15 protein-coding genes are annotated in these 15218 nt (G+C 46.1%); 6 read left to right on the top strand and 9 right to left on the bottom strand.

Annotated features, from left to right (window positions below; translation table 11 throughout):
• Window positions 1-514: 514 nt before the first annotated feature.
• Both QUA71_RS03460 and QUA71_RS03465 read right to left on the bottom strand, forming a co-directional pair.
• Window positions 515-1963 carry a RecQ family ATP-dependent DNA helicase gene (locus QUA71_RS03460; protein ID WP_333282179.1) on the bottom strand — a complete coding sequence of 483 codons (1449 nt, stop codon included), beginning with the start codon at window positions 1961-1963 and terminating at the stop codon, window positions 515-517.
• A gap of 337 nt (window positions 1964-2300) precedes the next feature.
• Window positions 2301-2681, bottom strand: coding sequence for a hypothetical protein (locus QUA71_RS03465; RefSeq protein WP_333282182.1), 381 nt, complete (start codon window positions 2679-2681; stop codon window positions 2301-2303).
• A gap of 33 nt (window positions 2682-2714) precedes the next feature.
• Here QUA71_RS03465 and QUA71_RS03470 point away from each other — a divergent pair, with 33 nt between their 5' ends.
• Together QUA71_RS03470 and QUA71_RS03475 are read left to right on the top strand one after the other, a co-directional pair.
• A complete protein-coding gene (locus QUA71_RS03470) occupies window positions 2715-2900 on the top strand; it encodes a hypothetical protein (RefSeq protein WP_333217386.1) in 186 nt (61 codons plus the stop codon).
• 199 nt (window positions 2901-3099) lie between these two features.
• Window positions 3100-3720: a M23 family metallopeptidase gene (locus QUA71_RS03475; protein WP_445243744.1), complete on the top strand. Its 621-nt coding sequence runs from the start codon at window positions 3100-3102 to the stop codon at window positions 3718-3720.
• 263 nt (window positions 3721-3983) lie between these two features.
• Here QUA71_RS03475 and ftsH read toward each other — a convergent pair whose 3' ends face one another.
• Window positions 3984-5918, bottom strand: coding sequence for an ATP-dependent zinc metalloprotease FtsH (gene ftsH / locus QUA71_RS03480; protein ID WP_333282186.1), 1935 nt, complete (start codon window positions 5916-5918; stop codon window positions 3984-3986).
• 322 nt (window positions 5919-6240) lie between these two features.
• Between ftsH and QUA71_RS03485 the strand changes: the two genes are divergently transcribed.
• Window positions 6241-6786, top strand: a complete 546-nt coding sequence (locus QUA71_RS03485; protein WP_190734354.1) for an NADPH-dependent FMN reductase — start codon at window positions 6241-6243, stop codon at window positions 6784-6786.
• 159 nt (window positions 6787-6945) lie between these two features.
• Here the strand turns inward: QUA71_RS03485 and QUA71_RS03490 are convergent, their stop codons facing one another.
• The gene (locus tag QUA71_RS03490; protein WP_006635545.1) at window positions 6946-7176 is read right to left on the bottom strand and encodes a hypothetical protein; all 231 of its coding nucleotides are present in this window, start codon (window positions 7174-7176) and stop codon (window positions 6946-6948) included.
• A 132-nt stretch (window positions 7177-7308) separates the two neighbouring features.
• On the opposite strand from QUA71_RS03490, the gene psb32 reads away from it, so the two are divergent.
• Complete coding sequence (gene psb32, locus QUA71_RS03495) at window positions 7309-8031, top strand: photosystem II repair protein Psb32 (protein ID WP_333282188.1); 723 nt, start codon at window positions 7309-7311, stop codon at window positions 8029-8031.
• Window positions 8032-8090: 59 nt separating this feature from the next.
• On the opposite strand, the gene QUA71_RS03500 is transcribed toward psb32, so the two are convergent.
• Window positions 8091-8474 carry a DUF4346 domain-containing protein gene (locus tag QUA71_RS03500; protein ID WP_190657611.1) on the bottom strand — a complete coding sequence of 128 codons (384 nt, stop codon included), beginning with the start codon at window positions 8472-8474 and terminating at the stop codon, window positions 8091-8093.
• A gap of 338 nt (window positions 8475-8812) precedes the next feature.
• On the opposite strand from QUA71_RS03500, the gene QUA71_RS03505 reads away from it, so the two are divergent.
• Window positions 8813-9775: a DNA (cytosine-5-)-methyltransferase gene (locus QUA71_RS03505; RefSeq protein ID WP_333282193.1), complete on the top strand. Its 963-nt coding sequence runs from the start codon at window positions 8813-8815 to the stop codon at window positions 9773-9775.
• Between the two features lie 57 nt (window positions 9776-9832).
• Here QUA71_RS03505 and QUA71_RS03510 read toward each other — a convergent pair whose 3' ends face one another.
• The 4 genes from QUA71_RS03510 to QUA71_RS03525 all read right to left on the bottom strand — a co-directional run bounded on the left by QUA71_RS03510 (window position 9833) and on the right by QUA71_RS03525 (window position 14055).
• The gene (locus QUA71_RS03510; protein ID WP_333282196.1) at window positions 9833-10216 is read right to left on the bottom strand and encodes a hypothetical protein; all 384 of its coding nucleotides are present in this window, start codon (window positions 10214-10216) and stop codon (window positions 9833-9835) included.
• 326 nt (window positions 10217-10542) lie between these two features.
• Complete coding sequence (locus QUA71_RS03515; RefSeq protein WP_333282199.1) at window positions 10543-10953, bottom strand: hypothetical protein; 411 nt, start codon at window positions 10951-10953, stop codon at window positions 10543-10545.
• A 235-nt stretch (window positions 10954-11188) separates the two neighbouring features.
• Window positions 11189-12997 carry an aspartate kinase gene (locus QUA71_RS03520; protein WP_333282202.1) on the bottom strand — a complete coding sequence of 603 codons (1809 nt, stop codon included), beginning with the start codon at window positions 12995-12997 and terminating at the stop codon, window positions 11189-11191.
• Between the two features lie 293 nt (window positions 12998-13290).
• Window positions 13291-14055 (bottom strand): Uma2 family endonuclease, encoded by a 765-nt coding sequence (locus QUA71_RS03525; RefSeq protein ID WP_333282205.1) that lies wholly within the window; start codon window positions 14053-14055, stop codon window positions 13291-13293.
• Between the two features lie 111 nt (window positions 14056-14166).
• Between QUA71_RS03525 and QUA71_RS03530 the strand changes: the two genes are divergently transcribed.
• The gene (locus QUA71_RS03530) at window positions 14167-14826 is read left to right on the top strand and encodes an HAD family hydrolase (RefSeq protein WP_333282208.1); all 660 of its coding nucleotides are present in this window, start codon (window positions 14167-14169) and stop codon (window positions 14824-14826) included.
• Window positions 14827-15218 lie beyond the last annotated feature (392 nt).

Below are 15218 nucleotides of genomic sequence, written 5' to 3' on the forward strand. Positions count from 1 at the left end.
AAAGCACGGCTTTACATTAATTTAAATCCCCTCGCGGGGTGGAGGGGTATGGTTGCCCCTCCGATGAGGTATGGTTGCCTCAAACTCCCATTTCTGGGGTAAAGTTAGCTTCGCCAAGGTTTTCTGAGCTTGTTAGGCTAGCAGCACTACTTCAGTGACCTTAAAGTTGTTTAACTACTAGCGACAGAGCAGGGGACTAGCTTCGCATCCGCCCGGTGTCGTGACTCAAAAAACGTAGTCAGTTAAGACTTAGGCTGGGCAGGATGGCTTGTTAGATTTCTCTTTCAAGCCTCATGCCTTTAGGCTGAGGTTCCTGACTTACTTTTTACTATTTTTTGCCAAGTGTGTAAAGCAAATATCTTCATCATAACATCTGTGAGTTCGTTCGCGATCGCACCAGTAAGTCCCAACCCCGGTTTTTTCACAGTAATACTTCCTTTGGGTCTGCAGATTCGGTAAAAAACCCGGTTTCTTGGATGGGAGTGGTTAAGTCGTTTGAGTATAATCGTCTTTTCTATCGACAATTATCGCAGTGGCCGCAGCGCATTGATGTAGCTTCCTTAGCAAACCCAAAAGCTTGCAGCAAAAATTGCCACCTGCACTCGCGATGTTTGAGATATTTGGCCATTTCTTCCGCTGCGGTAAAATTTAATTTTTCCGCTTTTTGCTGTGGAGATTTATCGATCGCATAATTAAAAGGATCTTGCCATGTTAATTGTCCGCTGCTGTGCAAGATTGAAAGGGCGAGATCGCTTTCGGGAAATTCGCGGGAAACTGCTTCTATATCGCCTTTAACTGGCAGTTTTTTGGCTAATTGCTGAGCTTCTCTGTATTGCGATCGCAATTTATCTTGAAAAAATTCCTTTCTTTGTTTATCTTCAGGATAAAGCAAACCCGTCGGTTCGCTAATCAATGTCAGGGCGATCGCCGATTTGCCGTCGCGTCCGCCTCTACCAATTTCCTGAATGTATTCCGATAATAGCAAAGGTGCTTGAAAGTGAACAACCCACCGGACATCTGGCTTGTTAATTCCCATCCCGAATGCTGACGTACAAGTCACGAATTTAAGCTCATTGTTCAGCCAAGCTGTTTCTATTTTTCGTCGTGATTCTGGACTCAAACCTGCATGATATGCTGCTGTTTCATAACCTGCTGCGTCCAACAAATCCGCCAAGTTTTCGCTATCTTTTCTGGTGCGGACATAGACTAAACCTGCTTGTTTTTGTCGCTCTTTGATAAAATTTAATAATTGCTGCTTGCGTCCTCTCGGCGTCCAGACAGTCTGCACTTGCAGGTGCAGGTTAGAACGGTAGGGACTTAGCAAAAAGGCTTCTGGTTTTTGCAGTTGCAATACATTTTTGATTGTCTGCTGTGCTTCCGGGTTGGCGGTAGCGGTGAAAGCGGCGATCGCAATTTTACTGTTTGCTGGTTTAGCTTTCAACAAAGCCGGCCGCACTGTTCCCAAACGGCGGTAAGCTGGTCGAAAAGTATCACCCCACTGCACTAAACAGTGAGCTTCATCTAATATTAAACCGTTGATTTGGATGTGCGGCTGACTGATAATTTCCCAAACAGGTTTGCTGAGTAACGTTTCGGGAGACAGGTACAGCAATCTTAATTTGTTTTGTTGCAGCGATTGCATAGTTTGTCGGCGCTGCGCTGTTGGCAATTGACTGTGGAGGAGGGAAGCAGGAAGATTGCGATCGCGCAATTCTTGCACTTGATTTTCCATCAGTGCGACTAACGGCGAAACTACCAAAGTTAAGCCTGTTTGCAACAAAGCTGGCAGTTGAAAGCAGATTGATTTGCCACCACCTGTCGGCATAATTATAATTGTATCTTTTCCGGCTAATAAACTACCGACGATTTCTCCTTGGGGTGGTCGAAAGTCGTCGTATCCCCAGATTTTTTGGAAGGCGGCGCGGGCTTGATTTAATGATATTGGTTCTGGTTGGTATTTCATTTGATTTATCCCCAAATCAGACGTAAGGTGAGCAGTGCGTGCCCTACATAATTAGTGAATCTGAGGCCGTAGGGTGCGTCAGCAACAATACGATCTGTATTTAGCGAAGATTGTACAACTGACGCACCCTACAATAACTATTCTTAAAATTATCTGCGTTTATCTGTGTTTATTTGCCTTACATCTGCGGTTGACCGGCCCTATCAAAGATTTATGTAATTGCTCGTCTATTTTAGATTTTGAGTTTTGGATTTGAGACGATCGTCCATTCTAGAACCCTGCGAATCCCCGAATATCTTCAGCAATCCAAAATCCAAAATCCAAAATCTAAAATCCCCTAAGATTGAGCGTCTCGGCGGCCGAGTTCGTAAACGCCGCCGCCAATACAGGCGATCGTACCCATAGATACCGCCCAACCAGTACCCAGAGAAAATTCTACGCCCCAATTGCACAATCCGCCCGCAATCAAAAAGGGCACAATGCTCAACAGCGAAGCGTAAAAGGCATTTTGAGCTTCTCTCGCTTGGCGGGTTCTTTCAAACTCGGCTTCCGAGGTGTAGAGGGATCTCTCGGCAAAATTCATCCAGCGGTTGAGTTGCAGGATTACCCATTCTGTCAGGGGCGACAGGCCCCAGTACAGGGCCAAAGACCACAAGGACGCACCGGCGATCGCAGTTGCGTCTATGGAAAAACTAAAGGGAAAAATTTCAGTAAGCATTGCTTGATGTTTGTGATGAATTTGAGATTTTGGATGTTATCCAAAATCTCCGAACTTAACTATAGTGTCAAGCAAAAGCTCGATCGAATTCAACCGCAGCAGCAATTCCTCGGCCAATTTTTTTTTATCACCCCTGGGCATTTTCCCGGAAGCCTTGACACGGGTTTTGGATGGAGTAAGATACACGTTGTTATTAAACTGATTCGCGATCGCGGGTAGAGCTCAAAGCCAATCTTGCAGCGAATTGGCATAACTTACCATCTTGCACCTCAGAAACGGGCTCTCCGGCCCACCCCACAAAGAATGATTTTTTTGTGGGGTAGGCCGGAAAGCCCGACCCTGAAAGCTTTATTGACATTGGTGCAAGATGTGAGCCTAACAGACAACGCACACTCGCACACACATTTAACTTTGAGCCGTGAAAAAAATCCTGCAAAACTCTAGAGGCCCGCTGACGGCAAAACGCTTTTTTCGTCTCAGACAGATGCTGCTGCTGGCACTTTCGATCGGCATTGTTTTGATCAGCCCTTATTTGCAGCAGCAGGTGGTCAAAGCTCAGTCAGGCTTACCAAACAGAGTAGCGACGGGTAATTTGTGGCAAGAAGCTTCTTTTCCAGTCGAAAACTTTGAAACATACACTTCCGCCTTCGGCCCCCGTGGCGGGGATTTTCATTACGGTTTGGACTTGGCCGCCCCGGAAGGCAGCTATATCCGCAATTGGTGGGGCGGGCAAATTGTGGAAGTTTGGGAAGATGGCCGATGCGGCACTGGTATGGTGGTGCGATCGGGAAATTGGGAACACATCTACTGTCACCTCAGAGGCCGAGTGCTAACAGCTAACGGCGGGCGTTATTATACCGATAGCGAAGGTACCGTGCAAATTTGGCAAGGTCAAACAGTGCCTGCGGGTGCGAGAATTGCCAGAGTTGGGATGACGGGCCGCACGAGTGGGCCTCACTTGCACTGGGGATTGAAGTACGGCGGCCGCTGGGTAGACCCGGCTTTGGTACTTCGGGAAATGTACGCGCAACAATCTTAATTTCTCATTAGTTAGTAGTGATAGCAATCCTCGCATCATTTGTTAATTTCTTACTCCCTCCCCTTCGTAAGGGGAGGGTTGGGGTGGGGTAAAAATTTACGACTCCTGCAAGGATTGCTATAGTAGTCATTAGTAATTAGTTAAAAGTCATTTTTTTGGGTTTGTAGTAAGGACTAAAGTCCTTATTTTTTGGAGAATGAGGAATAAAGTCCTCACTACAAACTTGAATAACTAATGACTAATGACCAATGACTAATGACTCTTTACGTTGGTGCCAACTCTTTTTTGGTCAACTGGGTGTACCGCTCGACAATTTGGCGGAATTCGTCGCCGTCGATCGTTTCTTCATCCAACAGCGCTTCAACAAGTTTGTCTACCAAAGCTCGGTTTTCGCGGATAATCCGGCGAGCTTCTTCGTAGCACTCACAGGCAATTTCCCGGACATGGCGATCGATCTTGATTGCCATGTCTTCGGAATACTCGGATCGCGAATTCCAGTTCTGGCCCAAAAACACCTCATTGTTCGGACTTTCCAAAGCCACAGGCCCCAAATCCGACATTCCGTAAAGCGTTACCATCTCCCTCGCGAGACTGCTAACTTTTCTGAGATCGCTACCGGCACCGGTGTCGATTTCAGCATCGCCATAAATTTCGGCCTCCGCCGCTCGTCCCCCCAAAGCTACTTTAATTCGGTTTAACAGCAAAGCCCGACTCCTTAAACCTTCGCTGTCGAGCATTTCGTCGTCGAGTACAAAGCTAGTAAAGCCTTCGATGCCGCCGGAACGGGGAATAATCGTTACTTTTTCCACCGGGTCAGCATTTTTGAGCATGGTCGCGACTAGGGCGTGTCCGACTTCGTGGTATGCTGTCATCCACTTTTTCTTGCTGTCCAGCAGCGGGTTGAGGGTAAGCCCGATCGTGATCCGGTCGATCGCGTCGTGAACTTCTAAGTTAGTAATCGTGTCTTTGCGACGCCTCGCTGTGAGAATAGCTGCTTCGTTGAGCAAGTTTGCCAAGTCGGCGCCGGAAAAGCCGGGAGTGCGGCGGGCGATCGTGTCTAGGGCAACTTCTGGGTCGAGTTTTTTGTTGCGCGCGTGAACTTGCAAAATCCCCAAACGCCCTTTGTAACTGGGTAAATCTACCGTTACTTGGCGATCGAACCTGCCGGGCCGCAGCAGGGCGGTATCGAGCACGTCGGGCCGGTTAGTAGCTGCAATCACAATCACGCCGCTGTTACCCTCAAAGCCGTCCATTTCTGTGAGCAACTGGTTGAGAGTTTGTTCGCGTTCGTCGTTGCCGCCGCCGATACCAGCGCCGCGCTGCCTTCCTACGGCGTCTATTTCGTCGATGAAGACGATGCAGGGCGAATTTTCTTTAGCTTTGCGGAACAAGTCGCGGACGCGGGAGGCGCCAACTCCGACAAACATTTCGACAAATTCGGAACCGGAGATGCTGAAGAAGGGGACGGCTGCTTCGCCTGCGATGGCTTTTGCCAGCATTGTTTTGCCGGTTCCTGGAGGCCCGATTAACAGAACTCCTCTGGGAATTTTGGCGCCGATGGCGTTGAAGCGTTCGGGTTTTTTGAGGAAGGTTACGACTTCTTGCAGTTCTTCTTTAGCTTCTTCGATGCCTGCTACGTCGTCGAACATCACGCCGGTTTTAGCTTCCATTTGGAAACGAGCTCTGGATTTGCCGAAGTTCATGGCATTTCCTTGAGATTGGGTCGATCGGCGCAGGATTGCCATCAACACTGCCAACACTGCAAAAATCACTAGCAAGTTTACTACTAAACTGACTGCGGCGGCGTTGTCGGCTGTTTGTTTGACTTCAAAGTCAATCTTTTTGGCGCGGATTTGCGAGTACAGTTCTCGGTTGTTGTAGTCGAACAGACTAACTGATTGGGTCTGATCGCTTTTTTGATTTTTTAGCCTAACCTTGGCAGTTTTTTGAGTTTCGTCTACTTCGATTTTACTGATTTGCCCTTTTTCTATGTTGTCGATCAGTTGGCTGTAACTCATGGTGTTTGGCGCGCTGTCGGCAAACACCGGGGTCGAGAGCAATATTCCTTGAGAAATCACCAAACTGCCCAGGATGCGCCAAAGATTCCGTCCTGGAATTGATTTTTTAGGATTCTGGCTCGACTTGTCTTTGTTTACAGCTAGATGCCCCAGCCATGCGTGTTTCCAAGAATTTTTCATATTGCTTTGCCCAATGTTGAAGACTGCCAAGATTGACCGCTTTTGGTTTGCTACGTTCATTTATTTTAACAAGATGGCGGGTGTTGGACGGGTTTATCTCTCGCGGGCATCTTAAGAGGCCCCTCAAAATAGCGGCTTGTAAACGATCCGAGTCTGTTTTCCCTTACCGGGCGAGCACTCACCCCTCCTACCCATAACCTTGTGTTCTTCCTTCTATTTTCTACATCGGAAACTTTACTTGACAGTTGCCGATCGAACTTGCTATGTTAATCATACTCGTAATGAGTACGCTTTAGTAAATCGGTTTTTGTTTTTAAGCTTTATGGTAAAAATTGTCGGCATTGGTGGAAGTTTGCGGGCTGGCTCCTACAGCCAGTTAGCATTGAAGGTGGCAGCAGAACGGGCGCAAGCCCTGGGCGCGGAAATTGAAATATTCGATTTGCGATCGCTCAATCTGCCATTCTGCAATGGTGAGAATGATTATATCGATTACCCCGATGTGGAAAAGCTGCAGAATGCGGTTAAGCAAGCCGACGCCTTGATTTTGGCAACGCCGGAGTATCACGGTAGCATCAGCGGTGCTCTCAAGAATGCCCTGGATTTGATGAGTTTTGAGCATTTGGACGGGAAAGTTGCGGGTGGGATTAGCGTTTTGGGAGGGCAAGTTAACAACAACGCACTCAACGATTTGCGCGTGATTTTGAGATGGGTGCACGCTTGGGTAATTCCCGAACAAATTGCGATCGGACAAGCTTGGAAAGCTTTTAGTCCAGATGGTAAATTGTTGGATGAAAAACTGTCTGAAAGGTTCGACGAATTTGCTCGGAGTTTGGTAGAAAATACGCGGAAATTGCGAGGAATTTCGTAATTTTATCTCATGACAAATGCCGTCCGGGACGCAACTGGCATAGTCTTTGGCTGCGTCAGTTGCAATAATTGCTCGATTTGAAGAGGTTTTGTCTCTAGTAGAGCAGCCGACAAGCTGTAATGTTAACTGTTAACAGTCAACAGTCAACAGTCAACTGAGTTAAAATGGCATATCGATCATGTCTCCGAAAGGATGGGGTACGTCGATCGGCATTCTTCCGGGTTTTGACTCATATTTGTCTATCCACTTTTTGGCCAATTCCAAAGCTTCCTCCTCAGTCTTGGCATTTTGGACGGCGACGTGGCGGTTGCCGCGACTATCCCAAACCTCGACGTAGAAGACTTTCTGGGATTGAATAATCCAACCTTTATAAGTGTCTGCTGGTTCCATAGTTAGAATCCTAAAATAATAGGGCGGGGAGTTCCAGTGGCTAGCTAATTGTAAATATTGCCCTGCATAAAATGAATTTTACGGGGGTTTCTATAGTATTTTTGGAAAAAAGTCAGTTTTACGGTTAACCTCATGACCCGACTCCTGAAGCAATTATTTAACTGGAGAAAATATCTCCAACCTTTGGCGGCGACGATCGCGATCGCCCTAATCGCATCCCAGATGGCAGTATTGCCGGCATTGGCGACTGGCGTTTACGAAATGCCCGTGTTGTCGGCGGGCGATCGAACTTGGGTGTTCGACAAAGGCGACGTGCTCAGCCGCAGCAGCGAAAGCAATATCAGCAGCGTGCTCGACAACCTGGAAAACAAAACAGGGAAACAAGTCAGGTTTGTCACCATCCACCGCTTAGACTACGGCGAAACGACTGCCACTTTCACCGACCAACTGTTTGAACAGTGGTTTCCCGCAAAAGAAGACCAGACTAATCAAATTTTACTCGTTCTCGACACTGTTACCAACAGCGCGGCAATTCGGACGGGGGAAGGGGTGAAATCCCTGCTACCCGATGAAATTGCCCAGAGTGTAGCTGGGGAAACCGTGCAAGTGCCGCTGCGGGAAGCCAATAAATACAACGAGGCATTTGCGGCTGCAAGTACGCGCATTGCAACTGTTTTGTCGGGCGAACCCGATCCGGGTCCTCCTGAAGTTGTTGACAACATTCAAGTTGAAGGCACGTTTAAAAAAGCTGAAGAAACAGACCAAGGCAATGCCACAGTTGTTGTGGTTGTGCTGTTGGTGTTGGCGACAGTGATTCCGATGGTGACTTATTTCTGGTATCAAGGTTTTTCGTGATCGGGTGCGGATAAATTCGATCGGTTGCCGTTTTGTCAAGAAATTAAGGCAGGGCTGCACTAATCTTGAACGTATTCTCGATCGCTCAACAATGCGATTTCTGCCCGTAAAAATTCCCGTCCCAGATAAGCCGCGTGATCTAACATTGTCACCGGACAGGGGCGGGTTTCTTCTAGGATTTTGACACAAAGTTCTTTGGCGGTTCGGCCGGTAAAAAGTGTGGATTGGGTGCGTTCTACTTTGCCACGGGCGGGGATGGGTTTGCCAGTTTCGGGATCGACGGCGAGGCCTCGATCGTCGATGATGTTGGTGAAATGTTTGGCACAAATTAAGCTGGTTTCGCGATCGAGATAGATGATGAAGTAGCCGCCCGGATCGAGGTCGATGTGGCGTTTGGATAGCTTGTCATCAATTGCGGTGAGGTTTTCCAAGGTTTGACTCATGGTTGGTGAAAGAAAGTAAACAATAGCTGTAATTTTTGCTGCTATTTCTAGTTTAGTCGGCTGCGGGACAAGTTTGGGACATTGGTTGGTTGAATGCGGGGGAAATTTTTGGCGATCGACAATTCCTGCAATTTGCCGATCTCTCCTATGCTACAGTCGATCGGACTCGACAGATAAATTGATGAGTAAACTTAAGACGCGATCGCTGTTAGAACCCCGACTTCTTCAAGAAGTCGGGGATCTGATCATTCTGTTTTTTTAGGCGTTGCTCACTTATCTATGATGCAAAATTGGTTATTATTGTATAGATGATTTGTTTGTGTTAAAGCTGAGCCAGAATGAAATTTATAGATTTGTTTTCAGGAATTGGAGGTTTCAGACAAGGGTTTGAAAAAATTGGCTTTAAATGCGTTTTTTCCTGCGAAATTAACAGCAAATGCCGACAAGTTTACACTGAAAATTTCGGTGAGGTTCCTTTGGGAGATATCAGTAAAATTAATCCCGTCGAGTTAGAAGACTTTGATATTTTAGTCGCCGGGTTTCCGTGCCAACCTTTTAGCATCTGCGGCAAAAAGCTGGGTTTTGAAGATACTAGAGGCACACTGTTTTTCGAGATTTGTAAAATTATCAAAATCAAGCAGCCTAAAGTTATCGTTCTCGAAAATGTCAAGCACTTAATCCATCACGACAAGGGAAATACCTTAAAAGTAATTATTGCCAGTCTTGAAGATTTGGGATACAGCGTGAATTACAAAATGCTGAATGCTAAAGACTTTGGAATTCCTCAACATCGTGAAAGAATATTTATTATTGCGACTAAAGGTAAACCATTCAATTTTTCTCGGCTTAAAACCCAGGTGACTCCAAAACTCAGGGAATTTCTAGACAAGACAGGGGCTTTTGAAATAGTGGATAAATCCGAGTATACTTTAATTGATTATCCGAGAAAGCAAGATTCGGGACTTTTGTTTGTAGGTTACAGAAATAAAGGTACTTGGAAAACTGGCGTGAGGCCAAATACAGAACATTTATCGAGGGTTCACAGACAGCCTAATCGCATTTATTCGGTAGATGGAGTGCATCCGACAATTCCTTCGCAAGAAACATCGGGCAGGTTTTTTATCTACATTCCTGAGCAAGATATGGTGAGAAAGTTGACGCTGAAGGAATGTTACCGTCTTATGGGTTTTCCTGAAAATTTTAAAAGTTATCCAAGTGCGGGGGAAAGTTACAAGCAAATTGGGAATTCGGTTTGTGTACCAGTGGTGGAGGCGCTCGCCAAAGAAATACTGGGCGCTTGAAACCGCCCAGTATTATCAGGGGTTTTTAACCCGGATTTGAGCAGACCACTTGCTAAGCTATGTTTGCGAAGGTTGCCATACGATGCTCGATCTCTCTGCTAACAAATCGGCCCATCTTTCAGCTTTGTCTCGGTCATCTTTCACGTGAGGTAAGCCGACAATCAGAGCGTGGGATGCTGAATCAGGTACTGCATCTAAGCCTAATTCACGAATTTGTCCTACTTGCAGACTAGCAACTCCGTAACAATTTTTGAACTTTGCTGCACATTGTTCGGGGGAACAAACACTGGCAATTCTCACCGATAAATCCGCTTCATTGGTTCGCAGTAAATAAGCGAAAGATAGAACTAAGTTTGCTTCGTCAATCCAGTGTTTGCCGAGTAAAGCTCTATAGACAATAGCACTGTCAGCTAAAGAATCGAATGGATAGTTTGTAGTCATAATTCGTTTGTTATAAGATATCATTCGGAGGGCGTTGCTGAATACAGGTATGAATTCAAGATTTCTCCATTGCTATAAGCCCGCTTGATGGTGAGTTTTGTAACTTCAAGCGAAAAGTTAATTCATACCGTGAATCAGCAACGCCTCATTCGGAGAGCAGAGGGGATAAACTCTGTCTACGAATAATAAATATTATAGCACACGTTTTAACACTTCTAAGAGTGTTTTACAAGAAATATATGAGCTACCTGGTATTTTACTTGCCACTGTAATGAATCCTTAGATATTTATGACTACATCTGATTCCCTCCGAGAATATTTATCGGTTATACCTTATTAAACCACTCTAGCCAATGGGCTAAGGTTGCTGCTGAAGTAATATCTTCCGAGCCATACTCCTCACTCTTTTGATGATAAATGTAAGCTTTCTCATCAGCATTATGCGGGCAGAACAAGCGTACTCTCCGATCGGCATTTACATTTTGCCAAGCAAGTCTGATACTACCTAGATCGTCTGTACCAGTGGATGCTTTAGGAAAATTATCACCCAAAATATCATAGGTTTCTACAATCAATTTCATCGCTGTTCTCAAAGCATACTCAGTCGGTCTCAAAATCCCGTACTCATCGTCTTGTTCTAAATCTAAAAGTTCGAGCAGACGTTCGACAGTGATGCGGAAATTCGATAAACCGCTGTTGCTACTGCTATCAGTAGTTTGTTCCTTTGCTAGAGTCATAAGATTAAATTCATTAAGTCGCTCACTCTTTTTATGCTAACACATTTAGAACTTACGCATCGAGGACGAGAAACCGGGTTTGAGGGAAGAAAATACGCACATTCCACCCAAAAGAAACCGGGTTTTTTGGAAAAACCCGGTTTCTTTGGTCGGAGTGCGTAAGTCCTATGAACTTTTGAAGCTTGTAGTTGCGCTTGAGTCCCGGCCGGCGCCCAAGCGCAACTACAAACCTCGATTAGGCGGGAACTTGGATTTTTTCGGTGCCGGCAAGTTCAAAGGCTGCGTGAATTGCTTTCAAAGCAGTTACACCTTGTTCCTCATCCACAACGCAGCTAATTTTAATCTCGGAAGTGGCAATCATTTGAATGTTGATTTGCTGGCGGGAAAGCGCTTCAAACATCTTTGCCGCTACTCCCGGATGCGCTACCATCCCGGAACCGACAACGCTAACTTTGGCTATTTGTGTATCGACTGCTACTTCGCCCCATCCAAATTCGGGGGCGGCTTTTTCGAGGGCGTTTTTAGCAGCTTCGGCGTCAATTTGTGCTACGGTAAATGCAATGTCGCGAGTTAATATGCCGTCAATATTGTGACAGCGCTGCGACTGAATGATTGTATCTACGCTGATATTTTCCTCGGCTAAAAGTCCGAACAGTTTTGCGGCTACTCCGGGGCGATCGGGCAATTGGCGAATTGCTAGACGCGCTTGATTGATATCCAACGCAACGGCGCGGACTGCAGGCGGTTTTTGGGATGAGGAACGCAGCCCAATAGGGGAGTTGGCAACATCAAATGTTTTGCAGAGTTCGGCAACGGCTCGATCGCAATCTTCGGCATCTATCGCACAACTAACTTTCACCTCGGATGTAGAAATCATTTGAATGTTAATTCCCGCATCCGCTAAAGTCTTAAACATCTGCGCGGCTACCCTCGGACGACCGATCATTCCCGCACCCGCAATGCTAACTTTAGCTATTGGCCGCTCTTCTGCTTTCACTTCCGGTTCTCCCAATTCGGGGCGAGAATTTTTGCCGAGGGCGGGGATAATTGCATCTGCAACTGCGGTGGCTTGTTGCAGAGATTTTCGCGTCACTGTGAAGGCAATATCATTAGTATTTCCTTCATGAATTGACTGGATAATTAAATCAACATCGAGGTTTTGTTGGGCGATCGCACCAAACAACCGCGCGGCTACTCCCGGGCGATCGGGCAAACGCAGCAGCGACACCCCTGCCTGATCTAAGTCAAATTCCACCGCATCCACCGCTGTTGCGAGCTCCAAACCCTCCAAAGGCCGAAGTTTCGGGGGTGGGGACACTACACGGGTACCGGGGGCGTCACTCCAGCTAGAAAGCACTACCAGCGGCACGCCGTAATTCTTGGCAATTTCTACCGCGCGCGGGTGCAGGACTTTTGCGCCCAAACTCGCCAATTCCAGCATTTCGTCGCAAGTGATTTCGTCCATCAATTGGGCGTCGGCAACCAAGCGCGGATCTGTAGTCAGAATTCCGGGCACGTCGGTATAAATTTCGCATCTGTCGGCCCGCAGCGCTGCAGCCAGGGCTACTGCGGTTGTGTCGGAACCGCCACGGCCCAAGGTGGTAATTTCCAATTCTCCGGCATCGGCGATACCTTGGAACCCCGCAACCACAACGACTTTACCGCTTTTTAACTGGCTTTCAAGCCGATTCGGGTCAATTCGCAAAATCCGGGCGCGGGTGTGGGCGGCTTCGGTGACAATGCCGACTTGGGCGCCGGTGAGGGAAATTGCGGGCTGTCCCATTTCCTGCAATGCCATGCTCAAAAGTGCGATCGAGACTTGTTCCCCAGTGGAGAGCAACATATCCATTTCCCGCTTGTTGGGATTTGCGGAAATTTCCTTGGCGAGTTTAACTAAACCGTCGGTGGTTTTGCCCATCGCCGAAAGTACGACAACGAGAGAGTTGCCGAGCTGTGCTGTTTTTACTACTCGTCTGGCTACTTCCAAAATGCGATCGACTGTGCCCACCGAGGTTCCGCCATATTTCTGAACAATTAGTGCCATAGGACTTACACAAAAAGTGATGTAATACTTAAGTTAATATACGCAAATTTTTGATAATAACCGATGAATGTTTATATCGTTTCTGAGGAGGCTGCTAGGCGATCGGGTTTTTACAGCACATGATATTCCTAGGGACACTGAATTGCCGTGTCCCTACCGACATCTGCGACTTATGCGAATTAAGATTTTTGATGGGAGAATTGAAGAATTGCCAAGGACTTATGAAGAACCCAACCCCGATAATCATCAGTCATCCCCAATCTAAAATCTAAAATCTAAAATCTAAAATCGAATTACCGTCCTTCTAACTCTCGCAAACGCGCTTCCAAAGCTTGAATTCGCAACTCAGCTTCTATTCGCTTTTGTCGTTCTCGTTCTGCCTCCAATTCGGCTTGTTCTGCCCGTTCCTCAGCAGCCAGCAGCAAATTGCCGGAAGCATCCCACCAGCGCAGCCAAGGCAATTCTACGCCCTGATAAACCCCTTGCCAAATACCTAATTCCACTCCTATTTGTGCGATCGCGTAATGTCCGCGCTCATTTGGTGGAACTAACTCGAACCGATCTTCTACCAAATGATACACTTCAACTTGTGCCTTTTTGACTTCATAAATGCCGTAAAAAGCAGGTCGAATTATCCGTTCGTAAATCCAGAATTTGCCCTGGCGAGGAGTCCTATCTCTTTCTTCACTGCCATCACCAGAAACAAATTCAAGTACAATCCGAGGCGGCATTAATTCCTGCCACATGACATAGGAGCGACGAAGATTTCCGTCAAGAGTTGGCGGCACGTCAGGCACGTAAAACCAATCAGGCGCTTCGGCTCCTCTTTCTGGCGGTTCCGGGGGCTGAGCCACTCGCCAGTAAATACCGGAATCTTGACCGATGCAGTATTGTCCGTCGGGATGAATTTGGTCTAAAATCGGTCGGATTGATGTTGTTAACAGGATGCTTTGAGGATGTTCTTGGAAGTTTTTTACAAAAGTACCGTCGGAGTCGGGTAATTGAGTGTGGTCAGGGAAATCTGTTGCTATAATTTCTGGTTTTTCGGTGACACTCATGTTGACCTCTTGAATGTTTAAAGATTATACTTATAATTAGTGACTTAGAGATTAATCATGCTATTACGTCATTGAAAACCTCCGATTGCTATATAGAAAATTTTCAGAAATATGAGTAGGTACAAGTTAATTATTTTTGACTTCGACGGCACCTTAGCAATTACTCACAAAGCTATTGTATTTTGCTTTACCAAAACTTTTGAAACTTTCAATATTACCCCGCCTGCTGCTGATACTATTATAAGTACGATCGGCATCAATTTACCAAATACTTTTAAAATCCTGCATCCGGCGATCGAGGAAAGCGCAATTCCTGAATGGGTTGAAACTTACCGCTCTTATTATCGGACGGAAGGTGAAAAGCAGGTAGAGTTATTTAGCGGGACAAAGCCAGTCTTGCAGTTGGCGCGCAAGTCGGGATTGAGCTTGGGAGTTTTTAGCAACAAACACGTTAGTTTTGTAAATTCGTTACTGCAAAAATTGAAAATTCACAGTTTTTTTGATTTGATTTTAGGTGACAACGGAGAAATGATTATGAAACCAGAGGCGGCGGTTTTTCACTCAATTATTAAACCGCTGTTCCCGGACTTGGATAACAGTCAAATTTTAATGGTTGGCGATACAGCGATTGATTTGCTGTTTGCTAAAAATGCTGGGATAGATGTTGGTTGGGCGGCTTACGGATATGGCGATCGCCCTCAGTGTCTCGCCCTAGAACCGACTTTCGCGATCGACGATATTTCAGAACTTGCTGTGTTCGTTCAATATTAATTTTTCCGGTTTTTTTATTGTATCTTTGGAATCGTTTAAATCCTATATCTTTTATTCAAAATATTTCAATAGAGACTCCGGGCATCAGATTTTGATTCACTCAAAAAAATAAATGCCCGAACTTGTAAGCTACCTAAACCCTGCCAAGCAAACCATACCAAAGATAGAGTGATCCCGGCAACAGCTATTATAAATTAACAAGTAGGATTCCTTTGAAGGTAGAAGGCACAAGGCAGAAGCAAAGAGGAAAAAAACGAGGGAAGCCTGATTTTTTTTAGGTAGAATTTACCGCCAAAATTCTGCATAATAGCCTTCTAACTTCTGCCTGTGGAAAACAGGCAATTCTGTTAAAGTCTAGGGTGTGCTGCCAGTCGAGATCTCTACAATAAACT

The sequence above is a fragment of the Microcoleus sp. MON1_C5 genome (genome assembly GCF_036701875.1).
Classification (GTDB): Bacteria; Cyanobacteriota; Cyanobacteriia; order Cyanobacteriales; family Microcoleaceae; genus Microcoleus.